General features: G+C 68.5%; 12 protein-coding genes and 3 pseudogenes. 5 read left to right on the top strand and 10 right to left on the bottom strand.

All coding sequences use genetic code 11. The annotated features are described in order from the left end of the window. Positions 1–52: 52 nt before the first annotated feature. Positions 53–355: a hypothetical protein gene (locus ACFVYE_RS22380; protein ID WP_383971574.1), complete on the top strand. Its 303-nt coding sequence runs from the start codon at positions 53–55 to the stop codon at positions 353–355. Between the two features lie 104 nt (positions 356–459). Here ACFVYE_RS22380 and fxlM read toward each other — a convergent pair whose 3' ends face one another. The 8 genes and pseudogenes from fxlM to ACFVYE_RS22340 all read right to left on the bottom strand — a co-directional run bounded on the left by fxlM (position 460) and on the right by ACFVYE_RS22340 (position 9,988). Then, positions 460–2,544 (bottom strand): methyltransferase, FxLD system, encoded by a 2,085-nt coding sequence (fxlM, locus tag ACFVYE_RS22375; protein WP_389607039.1) that lies wholly within the window; start codon positions 2,542–2,544, stop codon positions 460–462. 13 nt (positions 2,545–2,557) lie between these two features. Further along, the gene (locus tag ACFVYE_RS22370; RefSeq protein WP_389607037.1) at positions 2,558–3,823 is read right to left on the bottom strand and encodes a lanthionine synthetase C family protein; all 1,266 of its coding nucleotides are present in this window, start codon (positions 3,821–3,823) and stop codon (positions 2,558–2,560) included. Continuing rightward, positions 3,820–6,906, bottom strand: a complete 3,087-nt coding sequence (locus ACFVYE_RS22365) for a lantibiotic dehydratase (protein ID WP_389607035.1) — start codon at positions 6,904–6,906, stop codon at positions 3,820–3,822. The genes ACFVYE_RS22370 and ACFVYE_RS22365 overlap by 4 nt, the downstream gene beginning before the upstream one ends. 92 nt (positions 6,907–6,998) lie before the next feature. Continuing rightward, the gene (locus tag ACFVYE_RS22360) at positions 6,999–7,796 is read right to left on the bottom strand and encodes a hypothetical protein (RefSeq protein ID WP_383971586.1); all 798 of its coding nucleotides are present in this window, start codon (positions 7,794–7,796) and stop codon (positions 6,999–7,001) included. 527 nt (positions 7,797–8,323) lie between these two features. Continuing rightward, positions 8,324–8,773, bottom strand: coding sequence for a DUF6415 family natural product biosynthesis protein (locus ACFVYE_RS22355; RefSeq protein ID WP_383971592.1), 450 nt, complete (start codon positions 8,771–8,773; stop codon positions 8,324–8,326). Next, a complete protein-coding gene (locus ACFVYE_RS22350; protein WP_383971643.1) occupies positions 8,767–9,381 on the bottom strand; it encodes a hypothetical protein in 615 nt (204 codons plus the stop codon). The genes ACFVYE_RS22355 and ACFVYE_RS22350 overlap by 7 nt, the downstream gene beginning before the upstream one ends. Positions 9,382–9,456: 75 nt before the next feature. After that, positions 9,457–9,597: pseudogene (locus tag ACFVYE_RS22345) on the bottom strand (helix-turn-helix domain-containing protein); the annotation flags it as partial. A 34-nt stretch (positions 9,598–9,631) separates the two neighbouring features. Next, entirely contained in the window at positions 9,632–9,988 is a 357-nt protein-coding gene (locus ACFVYE_RS22340; protein ID WP_383971595.1) for a hypothetical protein, read from the bottom strand. A 380-nt stretch (positions 9,989–10,368) separates the two neighbouring features. Here ACFVYE_RS22340 and ACFVYE_RS22335 point away from each other — a divergent pair, with 380 nt between their 5' ends. Further along, positions 10,369–11,691 (top strand): DNA-binding protein, encoded by a 1,323-nt coding sequence (locus ACFVYE_RS22335; RefSeq protein ID WP_383971598.1) that lies wholly within the window; start codon positions 10,369–10,371, stop codon positions 11,689–11,691. Here the strand turns inward: ACFVYE_RS22335 and ACFVYE_RS22330 are convergent, their stop codons facing one another. Beyond that, entirely contained in the window at positions 11,692–12,705 is a 1,014-nt protein-coding gene (locus ACFVYE_RS22330; protein WP_383971600.1) for an NAD-dependent epimerase/dehydratase family protein, read from the bottom strand. Positions 12,706–13,418: 713 nt separating this feature from the next. On the opposite strand from ACFVYE_RS22330, the pseudogene ACFVYE_RS22325 reads away from it, so the two are divergent. Then, positions 13,419–13,673: pseudogene (locus tag ACFVYE_RS22325) on the top strand (site-specific integrase); the annotation flags it as partial. Positions 13,674–13,736: 63 nt separating this feature from the next. Here ACFVYE_RS22325 and ACFVYE_RS22320 read toward each other — a convergent pair. Next, the gene (locus ACFVYE_RS22320; protein ID WP_389607032.1) at positions 13,737–14,846 is read right to left on the bottom strand and encodes an FAD-dependent monooxygenase; all 1,110 of its coding nucleotides are present in this window, start codon (positions 14,844–14,846) and stop codon (positions 13,737–13,739) included. A gap of 166 nt (positions 14,847–15,012) precedes the next feature. Here ACFVYE_RS22320 and ACFVYE_RS22315 point away from each other — a divergent pair, with 166 nt between their 5' ends. Continuing rightward, the gene (locus tag ACFVYE_RS22315; RefSeq protein WP_383971608.1) at positions 15,013–15,975 is read left to right on the top strand and encodes a TetR/AcrR family transcriptional regulator C-terminal domain-containing protein; all 963 of its coding nucleotides are present in this window, start codon (positions 15,013–15,015) and stop codon (positions 15,973–15,975) included. An 81-nt stretch (positions 15,976–16,056) separates the two neighbouring features. Continuing rightward, positions 16,057–16,129: pseudogene (locus ACFVYE_RS22310) on the top strand (nuclear transport factor 2 family protein); the annotation flags it as partial.

The following is a 16,129-nucleotide window of genomic DNA, read 5'->3' as shown; positions in this document are numbered from 1 at the left end:
TCTCATAGGGTCGTGGGAACACCGTGGGAACACTTGGCGCTACTCTGCGCACATGGCGTCCTTGACTCCCCGTAAGAACAAGGCTGGGCAAGTAACCAGCTACCAGGTGAAGTGGAGAGACGGTGGCTCGGCCTCTGGCGACTGGCAGACCGAACGTTTCGACGACGAGGACCCGGCCAAGGTCTTCAAGGAGGCCGTCGAAGAGGCCGGTCATAACTGGCCTTTCGGCTGGGTGAAGGGCGAGGGCTACATAGACCCCACGGTCGCCGACCAGTTGCGCTACCGCTTCGACCGCTGGGCCGTTGAGTCCGTCGAGAACCGCACCGCGAGCAAGCGAGTACTAGGTCGCATCTGAGCCCCGGCGACGTGACGGCGAGGTCACGCTCTACCGGGGCTCTCGGAGTCATCGAAGGATCTTCAACGGCTCGATGTCCTGCTGTCGTAAGGGTTCGTGCTCGATCACCAGCTGATGGTCAGGCGGGTGTCCGGCCTGGTGACGCGGGCGCCGGGTGCGAGCTGGTCGTTGGGTGTTGCGGTGGGGTAAGCGGTGATGACGGGCTGCGCGGGCCGCTGCTTGCTCCAGCAGTTCAGGAGGTCGTTGACCTGGCCGGTGATCTTGCTGCTGTCTGGGCCGTGGGTGACGATGCCCAGCTCGTCGGCTTCGTCGCTGACCGGACGGGCCGCGAGGTAGGCGATGGTGCCGCCGCCGTACAGGGTGGCCCCGGACCACCGGATGGCGGGGTCGGCCAGGCCAAGCTCGCGGGCGGCTGGGGAGACGGACAACTTGCCGAAGCTGTGGTCGCTGCTGATGGTGGCGAGCCAGAGGTCGAGGTGGGCGGCGGGCTCGTCGTGGCGGACCTGGATTCCGGTCCACTGCTGGTGGGCAGGGTGGGTGAGGGCCTTGGATAGGGCGGCTTCGTCGGGCAGGTCGTCGGCGTCGAGCTTGAGGATGACGTCGTCGGCGAGGCGGACGTGGCGTTCGCCCATTTCGGCGGCGCCGCGCATGGGCACGAACCCGCACACCGCGGCGTTGGTGCTGACCATGCAGTCTTCTTCGGTGCGGTCCAAGGCGATCGAGCGGGTCAGGCCGCTGCCGTGCAGACGGATCGGGACGACGAGGCGCCCGGCGGGGGCGAGTTGCTGCCACCAGGCGGCCGGGATGTCCCAGGCGCCCGCGGTGACGATGATCCTGTCGAATGGGGCGCCGTCCGGGTCGCCGAGCGCGCCGTCGCGGCAGATCACCGTGACCTGGTCGTATCCGGCCTCGGCCAGGTGAGCGCGGGCGCCTTCGGCGAGGTCGTCGTCGAGTTCGATGGTGACCACCGAGCCGGTCGGGCCGACCAGTTCCGCCAGGAGGGCGGCGTTGATACCGGTGGCCGCGCCGATCTCCAGGACGCGGTGGCCGGGGTGGACGTCGAGCTGCTCGAGCATCTTGGCCACGATGTTGGGGCTGGAGGCGGAGGAGACGGCGGTGCCGTCGTCCGCGCGCTTGGTCACCACCTGCTTGGGCGCGTACGCCGTGGCCAGGTCGATGCCGGGCAGGAACAGGTGCCGGGGCACGGTGAGGAAAGCGTCCTTGACCGCCTTGGTGCGGAAGGTTCCGAGGCTGTCGATCTTGGCGACGAGGGCGTCGCGAAGCGCTTGCGGATTGGCGGTCATGTGGGTGGTGTCCATGGTCACTGGCCTGACTGTAGTGGTCTGAGAGGAGGTGGTCCGGGCATGCGGCGGGGCCGCGTCGGAGGTGGGCTGACGGTGGAAGACGACCCGGCTGGCGGCGGTGGCGAGCGCGGCCTGGTGGTCGGCGGAGATGCCCAGCCGGTTGAAGGCGAACATCAGGTGGGCGGTGAGGACGGTCCGTATGCCCTGGGTGAGGGTCCCGCGGCGGGCCAGCTCGGCGAGGTCCCATCCGGCGTCCTCGAAGGCGGAGGGCCAGGTGGGTGCCTGGGTGAGCGGGCTGTCGGCGGTGTCGCTGTCGGCGGTGATGAGCATCTGCACGGCGGCGAGGGTCGCCGCTGACGGCTCGGGGCTGTCCGCGGTGGCGCGGTGCTCGGCGAGCGCTGCCCAGATGTCGCCCTGCTCGTAGAAGTCCTGGCCGGCCGCCTGCATCATGCGGGTGGCCAGCCGGACCCCCAGCTCGCGGCGCAGGTCTCGCCCGTCATTGTGAGCGAGGTGGTTCAGGATGTGGCGGCTGTCAGTGTGGAAGAGGCCGTGGGCGACCTCGATGGCTTCCGGGCCGCCGAAGCGGCGGGTCTCCGGCTCGTAGACGATGCCGGTGGCGTACTCGCGGATCACGCCGGACTCGGTGAGCGTCGCCGTGAGCCGGGTGAGCAATGCAGCCTGGGCCTCCTCGTGGCCGGGGGCAGGCAGGAGCCGGAGACGCCAGGATTCGCGCTTTCGGATGAACCACCAAGAGGAGAGGTCCCCGGCATCCTCGGCTGCGGTCAGCAGCGGCTGCAGATGTTCGGCGGCCATGCGCTCAGCGGTCTGCCAGGACTCGCACCACAGATTCACCTGCTGCCAGGCGGTGTTCGGCTCGTTCGTCATCACGGGTCTCCGTTCAGTCGAGAAGGAGGCAGGTCTGCCAGCCACCGGCCTGGCCGGTGGCGATGGTGTGCAGGGTCAGGGCGATCCCGGCACTGCCCTCGACCAGGCCAGGCAGAGCTTCGGGCGGGATCTCGCGGGCGTGGTCGAGCAGGGCGCCCAGCAGTCCCGGAAGCCGGTGGGCGAGGGTGGGGGCGGCCGCGTCGGCGGCGACATGCCAGGCAGTGGCTAGCACACCTGCCCAGCCGTGACACAGAGCGGGATCGGTGATCCGGGCGAGCTGAATGGGGTCGTCCAGGCAGCGGAGCAGGGCGTCCTCGGCCGCCTGCTGCCAGGTGGTGTCGCCGATGGAGAGGGCGGCGAGTTGCTGAGCTCGGGCCAGCGCGGGGGTGCCGTAGCACCAGGAGGGCCGCGCCGGTCCGTCTCGGTGCGGCCGGCCGTCACGGAGTTCGGCGAGAGTAATCCGCTCGGGCCACCACATGCCCGCCGGGGCATGCTGCCGCCAGGAGCCTAGCCAGCGGCAGATGATCTCGATGGCCTCGCGGTGCCCGTCCACCGTCACGCCGTCTCGCATCGCGATCGACATCAAGGACAGCGGCCCGGCGATGCCGTGCGCGGCCCCGAAGTCGGCTTGCCCGGCGGCGAAGGCGGGATCGTCCTCCTTGGCGGGGATCTCGGCGGTCCACCAGCCCGGCGCACTCAGACCGGCCGCGTCACCGGCCCGGACCGGATGGGTGAGCCGGACCAGGTAGGACAGGACGCGGCGGACGAGGTCGCCGCCGGGGTCGCGGTGCAGCAGGTAGGCGCCCAGCCCGGTGAGGCCGCGCACGAGGTCGAACTCGTATAGTGCCGGGCGCCGTTCGGCGTCCATGCGGGCGAGCGCGGTCTTGAGGCGATTCTCGGTGAGGTCGGCGACGGCCGCGTCCAGGCTGGCCATGGCACCGGGGTAGCGGCCAGGGGCTGCGGTGGAGATGGCAAAGGCGACGGCGGGGGCGCCGAACCACAGGCCGGCCCCGGGACCGGCGCTGAGATTGTCGCGGGTGGCGCGGGCCAGCCACGCGTGCATCGCCTCCTCGCCGCTGAGGCCGCATTGGGCGCGCAGACCGTGCAGGACGGCGACCCCGGCGGCGCCCTTGGACAGCGACTGGTCGCGCCAGCGCGGACTGTCGGGCCGGTAGTCGTCGCCGTAGTCCACCGGCGGCGGCACAGTCAGGGCGGCGGCCAGTTCATCGGCCATGACCGCGGCGGCCTCCCGCAGCCCGGCATCCCTCAGTACGGTCACCGGTCCTTTCCCTTCTTGTCGGTGCGGCGGGTGTGGGCCAGGGCGACGGCCCGCGCCAGCTTGTACGTGACCGCTTCGGCCTCGCTGTCGATGCCGAGAGCGCGAACGTGGTGCAGGTGCAGCAGTGAGCCGAGCACGGTTTCCGGTGTGAGGCGGGTGGTCTCGGGATCAAGGCGGGCGGTGTAGGAGGCCGCCGCCTTCGTGCGGGCGGCCCAGGCGTCGGTGAGTGCTGCCCCGCCCGGCAGGCCGGTGATCCTCTCGCCGTCGGCGAGGTGAAAAGTCTGCTGCCGTACATTGCGATCCTGCTTGCCGGTGCCGGCCGCGTACTCGGGGTGTGCGGTCAGCCAGTGCAACCCCGCTGACCGGCTGCCGGTCATGGCGCCCGCCAGGTCGACCAGGCTCGTGGCGGTCAGCGCCTGCGGGTGGAGATCCCGGTTGACGGACAGGAAGGCGAGCTGGGCGAGGACGGCCGTCGAGTCGGCGGCGAACAACTCCTCCGCCGCGGCCATGGCCGCGCCGGTCCCGTAGCGGCCGGTTTCCGGCTGGTAGGCGTCGAAGGCGATCTCCCCGAGCAGGCCGCATTGTCGCAGCTCGGCGGCCCAGGCCGCCATCAGTCCGGCGGCGTGTTCGTGGTCCGCATCGTGCAGGCGGAGCCGCAGGTGCGGGACAGGGTGGAGGTAGCGTGCGAACCACCAGCGCGGGGGTGTGGTCCACCGCTGCAGCAACGCCGGGAGGTGCGCGGTGAGGAGCGTGTCGAACGCCTCCAGCTGGGCATACAGCTTGACGAACACCACCTTCGCCCCGTGCTTGCGGTCGGTGACCGGCAGCGGAGCCGAGCCGGTCAGGAACACCGGCGCGGGGCCGGGCGGCGCGGTTGCGGCCAGCGGGATGACGACCTCATGAGCCCGCCCGTCGCACCAACGGTGATCGGGAGTGGTGGGCGCCTCGGCCACGGTGACCGGGCCGTCGGCCTCGTCCAGGTGGGCTCGCAGTACCGAGCGGTCCAGGGCCTCGCCCAGGTCCAGCCGCAGGTGGCGGTCACCGCCGCCCACCGCGAGGCCGACGGGAAGACGCCGCTTTTCGCGCACCGCCTCCAGCGCCGAGGACCAGGCGGCCATCGAAGTCTCGGGGCCGGGGAGGTCGGCCGGGTCGAGACGCCACCGGGCCGGGGCGAGGACGCTGCGGCCGTAGCGCACCCGCGGCAGGTACGGCAGGCAGGAGGCCGTGCCCCAGTCAAAGGAGGTGACCGCCGGGTGGATCGAGCGGGGGACCTCAAACAGCAGCCGGGCCAGCGGCGGCATGATGTGCCGGGCCCCGGCATGCGACAGCATCGCCTCCACCACCTGCCTCCTGGAGCGCGAGATGACATACAGCCGCGTCGAGTCGGCGGCCACAGCGAGATCCGCCACCGAGAGGTGCCCGTCGGCGGCGGCGCGGTGCTCGGCCAGGGAGATCACCTGCGGCAGCACGGGCGGGACGCGCAGGACGTTCTCGGCGCGTAGATGCCGTGGCGGGAAGGACAGTTGGGCGGCGAGCGCCCCTTCGACCCCGGTCTGCTGCCCGGCGTACAGGGTGGTCATCTGCTGCCGGTCGGGCTCGTCCAGCAGGGGAAGGAAGCGGCCGGTGTTGGCCGCGAGACGGCCGAACCCGCACACGCCCAGGGTGAAGCTGCCCTCGGCGATCTCCTCGGGGGTCATGGCGCGGATATCGGCCCACAGGTCCACGGGCGACACCGGCCGCTTCGCCTTCGTCGTTTCGGGGGCGATCCGGTCGAGGGCGGCGGCGTCCAGGACGATCTCGTCCGAGCCGTCGAGAGCGGCCTGCTGGGCCAGCGCGAGCAGGGCCTCATCTCGGGCCGTCACCGCCCGGGTATCGGACGTGGGCCTCGTGAAGTGGCGGGGGAAACCGAGCCCGGCCACTGGGTCGGCCAGTTCGGCTACGGGGACCAAGGTGCCGGGCCCGTACCGGGAAAGGAAGCTGCGGTGGTACTCGCGCCACGATTCGCTCATGGTCGGAATCGGGCTGAGCCGGATGAGCGCTTCGGCCGCTGCGGCGGCCTCGTCGGCCACCACGCGGGGCAGCACCAAAGTGCCGCCGAGCCGCAGGTCCACCGCCAGGGGCTGGTCGACGGCGCTCGACAGTCCCCGCATCCGCGCGATGAGTCCGCGCCGGTCTCGCTCGCTAGCCCACGTGCTTACCCTGCCGGGAGCCTTCAACTGGGCCTGGACGGCGCTCAGATCGCCGATCAAGGGCTTGAGTTCGGGCAGTTTGTCGGCGTCCGCCGCGCGGAGCTGGTCCAGGAGGTGGGCGAGAGCATCGACGACGGTCGAGGGGGCCCGCAGGCTGGTGATCAGTACACCGGACGCCACCAGCTGGCCCACCAGTGACTCCAGTGCCTCCCGGACAGGACCGGGATGGTCGGCGGCGATCTTGTCGACCAGCTCCTCGGCCCGCAGCGGCAAGTGAGCTGCACGCTGGACCGTCCGCACCACGGGGATCAGCCTCACCGAGATCTCCACCGCTTCCTGCGAGCCGTGAGAGGCGGCGGCCTGGTGAGGCTGCCAGGGCACGACCAGCCGGTCGCCGCGCTCGACGGCGAGGTCATTGACGACGACCGGAAGCCGCCGCAGCAGGGCCGGACTGGCTTCGAGGCGGGCGGTGATGTTGGCGAGCCACACCGCATCCGCCCGGGTGCGAACCTGATGGTCCTCGTTCCACTGAAGAGAGATGTGCGGGCCGAAGGAAGTCGCGGCGACTCCGGCGAAGGCGCCGAAGGGAGTGGCCCGGCCGCGCATCCTCAACAGGTATCGGGCCAGGGCCCTCACCATGCGGCGAGCCTGTCCGGCATCGGTCTGACGCCCGGAGAGCATCGTCTCGATCTGGTCGGCCAGCACTGGGCTGGCCAGGGCGACGGCCTCGGACAGCGGCCGCATCGCCCACACCTGTGCGAGCCACGTGCGCCACAGCTCGCCGTCGGCGTCGTCGGGCCAGGACGGCAGGCTCACCTCCACGCCGTGCACGCTCGCCCGTAGCACCGCCGCCGGCAGCGGCCGGTAGTACGGCGTGGGGTTGCTCGTGGTCACCTGCATGCCTCCCGGGCGGCCGAACTCGTGTGTACGCGGGACGGTGTCTGCGGCGGAGAGCTCTCCGCCGCAGACACCCCTCGGTCGTCAGGTCAGCAGTCGCCGCCCTTCTGCGTGTCACAGCCGTCGTCGGTGCTGCTGAGCAGGGCCGCCGAGACGGGACCGGCGGTGACAATGCTGACGCTCAGGTCGAGCTCGACCGGCTCGGCGGCAGTGCCAGCCACCTGCGTCTGCGCGAGAGTGTGGGTGTTCATGGCAAGTCCTCCTACGGGTTGGGTGTTGCCGATGCGGTGGCTACCAGGCGCCATCGGGCGGGCCGTAGCTATGCCGCTACTGCCGGTGGATGGTTCCTGGTCATCCCGACCTCCGGAGCCGGCAGGCGCCAGAAGCTGGGAAGTCTGTGGGGCCGCGATTGCCAGCGGGGCGAACGCGATGAACGACAACCGGCCGTTCAACCAGCGCAGGTCCGCCTCGTACGCCTCGTCGTCCGGCGTGAGCATGGCGCGGTCCAGGGTGAGAACTCCGTCGACGAACCCGGATGCGGCGTACCGGCAGGCGCCGCTGAACGCCGGTCTTGAGTTGTCCCGGACTCTCGCGGGCACATCGGTGAAGCGCTCCGTGCCGATCTGCCAGCCCATGTTCTTGGCGTGAGCCGCCAACGCCGCGTGCACGCCGTCTGCGTCCACTCCGCGCGGTGCCAGTACGTACGTGGTGACCCGTACCTGTCGGCCCTGCTGCGCTCGCAAGCTGATGGCCTGCTCGTAGAAGGTGCGGCGGATCGCGTTGAGCCGGTTGGTCGGGTTGATTCGGAACCGTGGCGTGTTGTCGCACCAGGGGCGCCACTCATCGGTGTCGTTCTCCAGATGAGGAACCAGCCGGTGCGCCCTCATGCCGCCGCCTTCCTGCACAGCTCGCCGAAGCGGAGGTCGTCAGCGCGCTGCAGGCGAGCTATCGGTGCCTCCGGGGCAGAGGCGCGCGCGAAGTACAGGAAGGTGGCGCCAACGGCGCTGAGGAGGAGCAACTTCGCCATGGGGATTCTCTCTGGGGGAAGGGGGCGGCCGTTCTACTGCCGTCAGAAGGGTTTGACGGACGCCGCAATCACGATCAGCGCAACGGCGATTACCCCCGTGGCTGCGGACCACCAAATGTCACGTTTGATACTGCGCCCACCTATCTGGGTTGGTTGATCTGCGCGGAAGCTGGTGGGCAGGCCGGTCGCCCTCGATTGGAGTGGGAGGGCGACCGGGGCTCACACCCGTGATCGGCGGGGGAGTGTGAGCCGGTCCTCCGTGCTGTCCGCCGATCGGCGCCCGCCGGTGCAGGGCGGGGCGATCGAGGCGGGAACCGGAGGACCCCGATGGAAGGTCGTCTCCACGGAGCGACAACACAGCTGCGTGGAGACGACCGGTTCGAGGCATCATGCGACGTCCTTGATGTACCGAGCCTCGATCAGTTTCTCGACGAGGTCGGAGGCCACGAAAGCCATGCGCCGAGCCATCCCGACGGCCTGCTGATGGTCGGCTGGCAGGCGCGCATCCTGCATGGGGTGTCCTCGCTCGATGAGCTGCACCATTTCATCGGTGGGCGGGAACTTGGGGTCGGCTACCGCGATGACGCTGAGCCTTTTCAGATGGCTGCGCAGGCGTTCGACAAGCGCCGGGGTCGCGGCCTTGGGCGGCGGCTGGTCTCCGATCGTCGTGTCCAGGTCGTCGAAGATCGCCTCGACGTCGAGCGGAGACCACGCAGTGATCCGCTCCAGGACATGCCTCAAGCCGTCCTCGTCGAGCGGAGGCGTCCACTTCGGGACGCTGGCCTTAGGAAAGACGACGCGCATATCCCGAACCGGAGCTGTGGGGGAGTTCAGCATCGCCTGCTCCTTTCGGCGCTGCGCTGACGGCGGACACCGGAGAGCAGGGTGCTGACAAGCTCGGGCCTGATGCCCAGGCGAGCTGCGATCACATTGGGAGGCTCTCCCTTTTCGCCTCGGCGGATGATTTCCGAAGCGGTCCGGTCGCGGTGAAGGTGAAACCGGACCGTGTCGTTGACATTTTTGAGCGTTATTCCCATATCGGCCGCGATGTGAGCTGCGCTCTCCTTGCGGTTGATGAAACGGGCGACGATCTCCGTGTCCTTCCTCTCCCACGCCTTTTGAGGAAAGACGATGACGACGGGCGGTGTGTCGGGACCAGCGCTTCGGGGTTGCCCTGCTGCCGGCTGGATCTCCGCGCCGTACTCACGCAGTCGACTGAGGACGGATCGTCTGCCGATGTGGAAGAACTCGCCGGTAACGGAGGCGGAGCGGACCGCGCGGTAGACCTCTGCCAGCCGCGACGGGTCGACACCCAAGGCGTCTGGCCTGGTACGAGCCTGAACGCCGGCCTCAGCAAGACGATCGTGCACGAAAACACGGGACCTGCCGGTAGCAGCGCAGATCTCAGCCACCGTGAGGTTGGCAGCATGCAGCGCAACAATCATCTCTTCCAGCGATCCGCATTCAGGGATGTCCAGCGGAGCCTTTCGTGGCCGCCTACGGGGCTGATGGCCCCCACGCGCCCGAAACTTCACACCTGCGTCTCGCAGACGCTTATGTGCGGTTCCATAGGAAATGCCGCCGAGTGTTGCTGTCTGTCTGATGCTCAGCCCGCTGTCGTACAGCCGCACCAGCCGGGGCACGTCAACGTCTACCGGCATACCGCACCCCCGCCCGTGCTGGAGTCAAACGCGGTCATGCTGGCACCAGCCCCGGTTCCATTCGTGCGCGGACAGCTTTGCCCTCGTCGCACAGGAACCAGCTGAGCTCACCGCCAAGTCGGCGGAGCGTCCAGAGGCCGCGCCCCTCCTGGTCGGCCGCGGCTTGCTCGAAGTCCCGGAACTGCGGGATCGGATCACGGACGTCGATCGTCAGTTCGTGGTCCTCAGTGACGGCGAGCCTGAGCCGCACCTGCCGGTTCTCTGCCTTCGGGCCCGGGTCGGCATGGTCCACGGCGTTGCGAACGAGGATTCCTACGACGGTCGTTGCGCCCTCCACATTCCCCGCCCACTTGAACATCGTCAGCCGCGTCCGCGTGTGCAGGCGAGCCAACTGGGAAGCCGGGGATAAGAGATCAAACGTCCTCGACCACTCCACGGCGACCGGCAAATTCCCCGTGAGGGAAGAGACCGGCGTCGCCGGCTCGGCGTGTCTCGGATGCACGGCTCTCACTCCTGACCTCGGGATGTGTTCGGATCAGCGCACTCGGTAGCTGTCGTGGGTGATCAGAGTCCTGCTGGCCGGGGTGGCTTCACCATGGCCTGCGGGTGGCTTCTCAGGACACTTCCGGGCGACAGATGTGGCCTCGGGGTAGTTTCTAAGTGCCTTTTGCGCACGGCCTGTTGTCTGGTCGATGGCGCGCGGTATCCCCTTCTCATGAGGGTTCCGCAGACGACTGGTTGAGGACGACGCTCAGAGACCTGGGGGCCGAAGTGATCAAGCCGAGGACGCTGCTCAAAGTCCTGATTGATCAACGAAGGTGGACGTGGACAATCTTCGCGATCGAGTTCGCGAAGGCAGCGGACACGGTCATTGGCCGAGGGTCACATAACCCCACGGTCGGCGAGACTCAATACCGCCGGTGGACGAGCGGCCAGCTCAAGGGGCTTCCCAGCGCCGATGCCTGCCGGGTGCTGGAAGAGATGTTCCATGTCGAGGCGTCGAAACTCTTCGCGCCTCCGCCTGAGTCGACGGACCCCGATGTATCGACGTTCGACTTGGAAGCCGAGATCGCAATGACCGCACATGAAGCACAGGACGATGCTGGCGCCGCTGCCGCATCCTCCGTCTCCGACCTGACCGTCGACCAACTGCGTGACGACGTACACGCGCTGGCCAGGAACTACGGCAACTTGACGGCTCTCGACGTCTGGCAGCAAGCCAAGAATCTGCGGGAGGACGTGCAGAACAACCGCGACCGCACCGCCGTCCCCGCTCAGCAGCAGGCGTTGCTCATTCTCGCGGGCGAGGCATCCGCGCTGCTGGCTACCGCTGCGTTCGACCTGGGCTCTCTCGACGCAGCCAAGCGTCTGGCACGCACGGCTGCACTCTACGGCGAGACCGCGCGGTACGAGCCGCTACGTGCCTATGCCGCAGGCAGCCTCGCTTACATCGCCTACTACTCCGGCGATCTGTCGCTGGCCCCCGTCCACGCCCGACACGCGCTCACCTACGGAGGTCTTGGAGACGTAGCGGCGCGGCGTCTTCACTCGATCGAGGCTCGGGCCTATGGGCACCTTGGGCATGCAGAGGCAGCCCAACGTGCACTGAGAATGTCGGAAGAGGTGGACACCGACACCACGGACGAACTACACGACTGCGTTGGCGGCGAGTTCGGGTTCACCGACGACCGGTTGGCTATGTCGAATGCCTCGACCGCTTTGCTCCTGGGCGACGGCCGCACCGCGGAGGTGTCAGCCCTGCGGGCGCTTGACCTTGTGGCGGCCAAGCCGGCTAAGCACCGATCCTCCATCGTTTTCGGAAAGGCATCGGCCGACCTCGCCATGGCCCGGTTGCTGACGAATAATCTGGACGGGGCAGCAGAAGCCGTTGAGGCGATGTTGTCGATCAACAGCACGCATCGGGGGACCGGGCTCGTGACCAGGGCTATGAGTCTGCGGCGTGCTCTCACCCAGCAGCACCTGCAGGGGACGGCCCTCGCCGCCGATCTCGGCGAGCGGCTGGAGGAGTTCACCCGCTTTCCAGGCCAGCATCAGCTCCTCCCCCCGTACGAAATGCCCGCGCTGGACGCCTGATCAGAGCGAAGCGAGAATCTTCTCCTCCTTCTCAAGGCTGATCCCGTGTTCCGCCCACCGCGGGTGGTCCACGGGACAGCCGTCGTTCTGCAGCCAATTCCAGGTGTCGCGAATGGTCTCGCGCAGCGGCCGGCAGCGGAGTCCTGCGGCAACAGCCTGGCTCGAATCCACTGACCAGACGCCGCCGTGGGTACGCCACAGGGGAAGTTCGGTCCACTGCTTCACGCCGTTTTCGATGAGGATGGCGGGGTCCACCCATACGGGGCGCCCGGCTCCGCCCGTGGCTTCTAGGCAGGCCGCCACGAAGTCCTCGAAAGTGATGCCTTCCGGGTGGGTGACGTTGTAACTGCTGGTCTCGTCGCTTGCGGCCTGATGGAGCGCGAAAGCAGCAACATCGCGGACGTCCACGGGCTGGATCAGCTGCTTTCTAGGTGCGGGCGCCAGGATGCGGCCTCCCTGATGTGCACGGCGCAGCCACCACGGCAGGCGTCCGACGTACTCGCCAGGGCCGAGGATCACGCCAGGGCGAAGGATTACGGATCGGCCGGCGAATGACTCGGTCACGGCTCGCTCGCCACCCGCTTTCTGGTAGCCGTAGACCGTCGGGCTGCCGTCCTCGCCGGTATAGCCGTAACTTTCATCCGCGTCCGCCGGGCACTCCAAAAGCTCCGAGGCGTCAGTCAGGTGGTGGTGGGGCCAGCCTCGATAAACGGACACGGTAGAGACGTGAACCCAGCGGGCAGCACAGTCCTTGAGCATCGAGGCCGTCAGCAGCACATCGCGTGGCGGCAACTCGGAACTCGATGTGTCGATGACGGCATCCCACGGACCATGCGCTGCGAGCCCCCGCACGTCGTCGATGATGGTTCGGTCCCCGTGAACAACCTTGACTCCGGACACGTCCTTGCCGGTCCGACCCCGGTTGAAGGTCGTCACGTCCCAGCCCCTGGCCAGGGCCTCTTCGGCAATGTGCCTGCCCAAGAACCAAGTGCCACCCATCACGAGGAGTCTCATAGCTACGGATCCTCCCCTAAAAGCTGTACCGACGTTCCCTAAGACCGGCGAATCACCTCAGAACTGTGCTCACTATCTGCGCGGTGTCCCTGACCCGGCAACGGCAACGGGCCCACCCTCCGCGCCCACCGGAGCACGACCCTCCGTGAGGCCGAGATGGAGCCAGGCCCGACTCGGCACGCCGTCGACCGCTCATCACCGCAGCGGTCGTGCTCGTGCTCGTCTACGTGGTGGTCGTGTTCGCAGCCACACACCGCCGGACCTGACGGGCCAGAGGTATGAGACCCCCGCCGGTACGTGAGGTTCCATCCACCGCAAGCCCGGCTCAGTCAGTCTCCGTAACGCTTTCGGTCGCCCTGGCGGCCGGTACGGGCGCGTGAAGCCCTGAGGGTAGGTAACCGCAGGCCAGGGCGACGTCGCGGCCATGGTTCCCATGTGGTGTTCCCACGGGAACACCACGGCGGGCCGAAAAGGCTTGAGGCGGTCCAGAACGGGCCAGGACGGGCCGAAGCGCTGAGAGTTCACGCAGGTCTGAGGAAATCCGCAGGTCAGGGCGGCGCAAGGGGCCCACTGTGCGGGGGCTCCGGCCGTTCCTGCGTATATGCACCCTGACCTGCAAGTATCGCTAGATCTTGGCTAGTTCGCATGGGTGGCTGGGAAACCGGTGGGAAAACGGAGCCGGTCTCCCGCCATGGCAAGCATCGTTCCGCTTCGCCCGGCTGCCGTACGGGCAGGCCCGCGCCTTGCTCGACGAGTACACCGCCATACGGGGGCCGGGCACCGGCTGGGACCTGCACGAGTACCGCCATTCCTCTCCGACCCATCTCGGCGAGGCCGGGCGATCCTGCTGATGCTGATGACGAAGTCCCGGCACAAGAAGCCGGAGAACGTCCGCCGCTGCTTGAAGCCCTCCCCGGAGGCGATCGCCCGGCTCACCAGCCTGCTGGCCCGGCGACAGCAGGCGCTGAGCGCGGGAGCGGTTCTGTTCTGTGCTGTTCCTGCCTGCCTTGATGTCCGTTCGGTGCAGGAGATCAGCTGTCCAGTGAGAGTGCGTTCTTGGCGTGGGTGCAGGATTCCTCCGAGGCGGGTCCGCCGGGATTCTCGGTGGCCAGGGCCTGGTTGAGGGTGACGAAGTGGCGCATCCGCTGCTCGTAGCGGGCATACGCGGTGCGGTGGTCGCCGTTGTCCTGGGCAAGGCAGTCGGCCAGCACATGGGCGCCCACGAGGGCCAGGCTGGTGCCCTGCCCCGAGAGGGGGGAAGGGCAGTAGCCGGCGTCTCCGAGCAGGGTCACCCGGCCCCGCGACCACTGGTCCATGCGGATCTGGGCCATGGCGTCGCAGTAGAAGTCGGGTGCCGTCCGGGCGGCCTCGGCCAGGCGGGTCCCTTCCCACCGCATCGACGCGAGCTTGTCCACGACGAGCTGCCGCAGAGTGCCGCCGTCGCGGAGGTCATGAGCGAGGGGGGCGGACTCGAAGCCGAAGGCGATCCTGAGTTCGGTGTTGTCGCGTACGGGCATGATGCCGAAGCCCGCGTCGCCGTCCCGCAGCCACATCTGCCAGTTGTCCAGGGCGAGGAAGTTGTCCGCGCTGAACACCGAGAGGTAGCTCCCCAGGTGGTGGGCGAAACGCTCCTCCGGACCGAAGGCCAAGCGTCGTACGGTGGAGTGGAGGCCGTCGGCCCCGACCACGAGGTCGAAGGCGCGGGAGGGCCTGTGCGCGAAGTCGACGCGCACGCCGGTCTCGTCCTCGTCGAGTGCGGTGATGCTGTCGCCGAAGAGATACTCGACGCCTGCGCGCGTGTGCTCGTACACCATCCGTACCAGGTCCTCGCGCAGCACCTCGATGTCTTCGCTGTCGAGCCGGCCGCTGCTGAAGGTCGCCTCGGTGGAGCGGTCGACCTCGTGGCCGTCGGGGTCGAGGATTGACATGCCGCGCATCCGGGTCCGTACGCGGCCTGCCTGCTCCAGCAGGCCCATCCGCTCCACGACTTCGAGCGCGACACCGCGGATGTCCACCGCCTGGCCGCCGGGGCGTTGGCCTGGAGCGCGTTCGACGACGGTGGGCGCGAAACCGTGGCGGCGCAGCCAGTAGGCGAAGACAGGCCCGGCAATTCCGCCGCCGGAGATGAGTACGGTGCGCATAAGAAGCTCCTCCAGTGCTCTGTACGGTGTACGCACTGTGAACGTACGTCGTACGCTCAGCCGCTTCAACTGGCCAAATGCGCGAGGTGTACTAGGACAGAAGCCTTCCGATCGGCGTTGTTGCTGCTACCTTCTGCACTAGTACAGGACAGGAAGGCGACAGGTCGTGACGAAGACCACAGGAGCAGCCGGTGATCCGCCCTATCTGCGCATCGTCGCAGCGATCCGGCGGCGCATCGCGGACGGTGAACTCGCCCCCGGTGACCGGGTTCCCTCGACCCGCCAGATCGCCGGGGAATGGGGCGTCGCGCTCGCCACCGCCACCAAGGCCCTGACCAGCCTGCGGCTGGAGGGACTTGTCGAGGCCCGGCCACGGATCGGCACGGTCGTCGCCGGAGCCGCCCCCGCCGCGCCGGCCCGCAGGCGCCCGTTGCCCGCCCCGGACCCCGAGCAGGAGCTGAGCCTCGACCGGATCGTCCGTACCGCCATCGAGATCGCCGACGCCGAAGGGCTCTCGGCGCTCTCCATGCGCGGCGTCGCAGCCCGCCTCGGCGTCGCGGCGATGTCGACCTACCGGTACGTCCCGAGCAAGGAAGACCTCGTCCTGCACATGGCCGACGCCGCGTTCGGCGAGGAGTCCTACCGCGCGGACGCCCCCGAGGATTGGCGTACCCGCATCGAGCTGGGTGCCCGGACCCAGTGGAGCCTGTACCGGAAGCACCCGTGGCTGGCCCAACTCGGCTCCCTGACGCGCCCGTTGCTCGTACCCAATCTGATGGTCCACGGCGAGTGGGTGCTGGGCGCCCTCGACGGCCACGGCCTCGACCCCACGACGCTGTTCGACATCCACGTCCTGCTCTACAGCCATGTCCAGGGCTTGGCGATGCACCTGGAGATGGAAGCGCACGCCGAAGCCGCCACGGGCCAGTCGGAGGACCAGTGGATGGACAGCCGCGCCCCCGCCCTCCAAGAACTGGTGGAATCCGGCCGCTTCCCGACCTTCACCAAGGTGGTCGGAGCCTTCGAGGAGGGCTACGACCTGCGTCTCGACGCGCTCTTCGAATTCGGCCTCAAGGCGCTCCTCGACGGCCTGACTTCCATCGTCGAAGGTCAGGAAGCTGTCGCCTAGTGCTGTGACCGGGATGGTCCACCGTGATCGGAAGGCGGCTTGCGGGACGAGCGCACGCGCAACGGCTGGTATTACTGGGGCATGCAGGAAGAGACGGCACGCTCCGCGATCGACACGTTCATCTCCGCGTTTAACGCCTCGGACGACAGCTATG

Source organism: Streptomyces sp. NPDC058239 (genome assembly GCF_042882185.1).
Classification (GTDB): Bacteria; Actinomycetota; Actinomycetes; order Streptomycetales; family Streptomycetaceae; genus Streptomyces.
The sequence above is the reverse complement of the archived record's forward strand: the minus strand, read 5'-3'. Positions and strand labels throughout refer to the sequence as shown.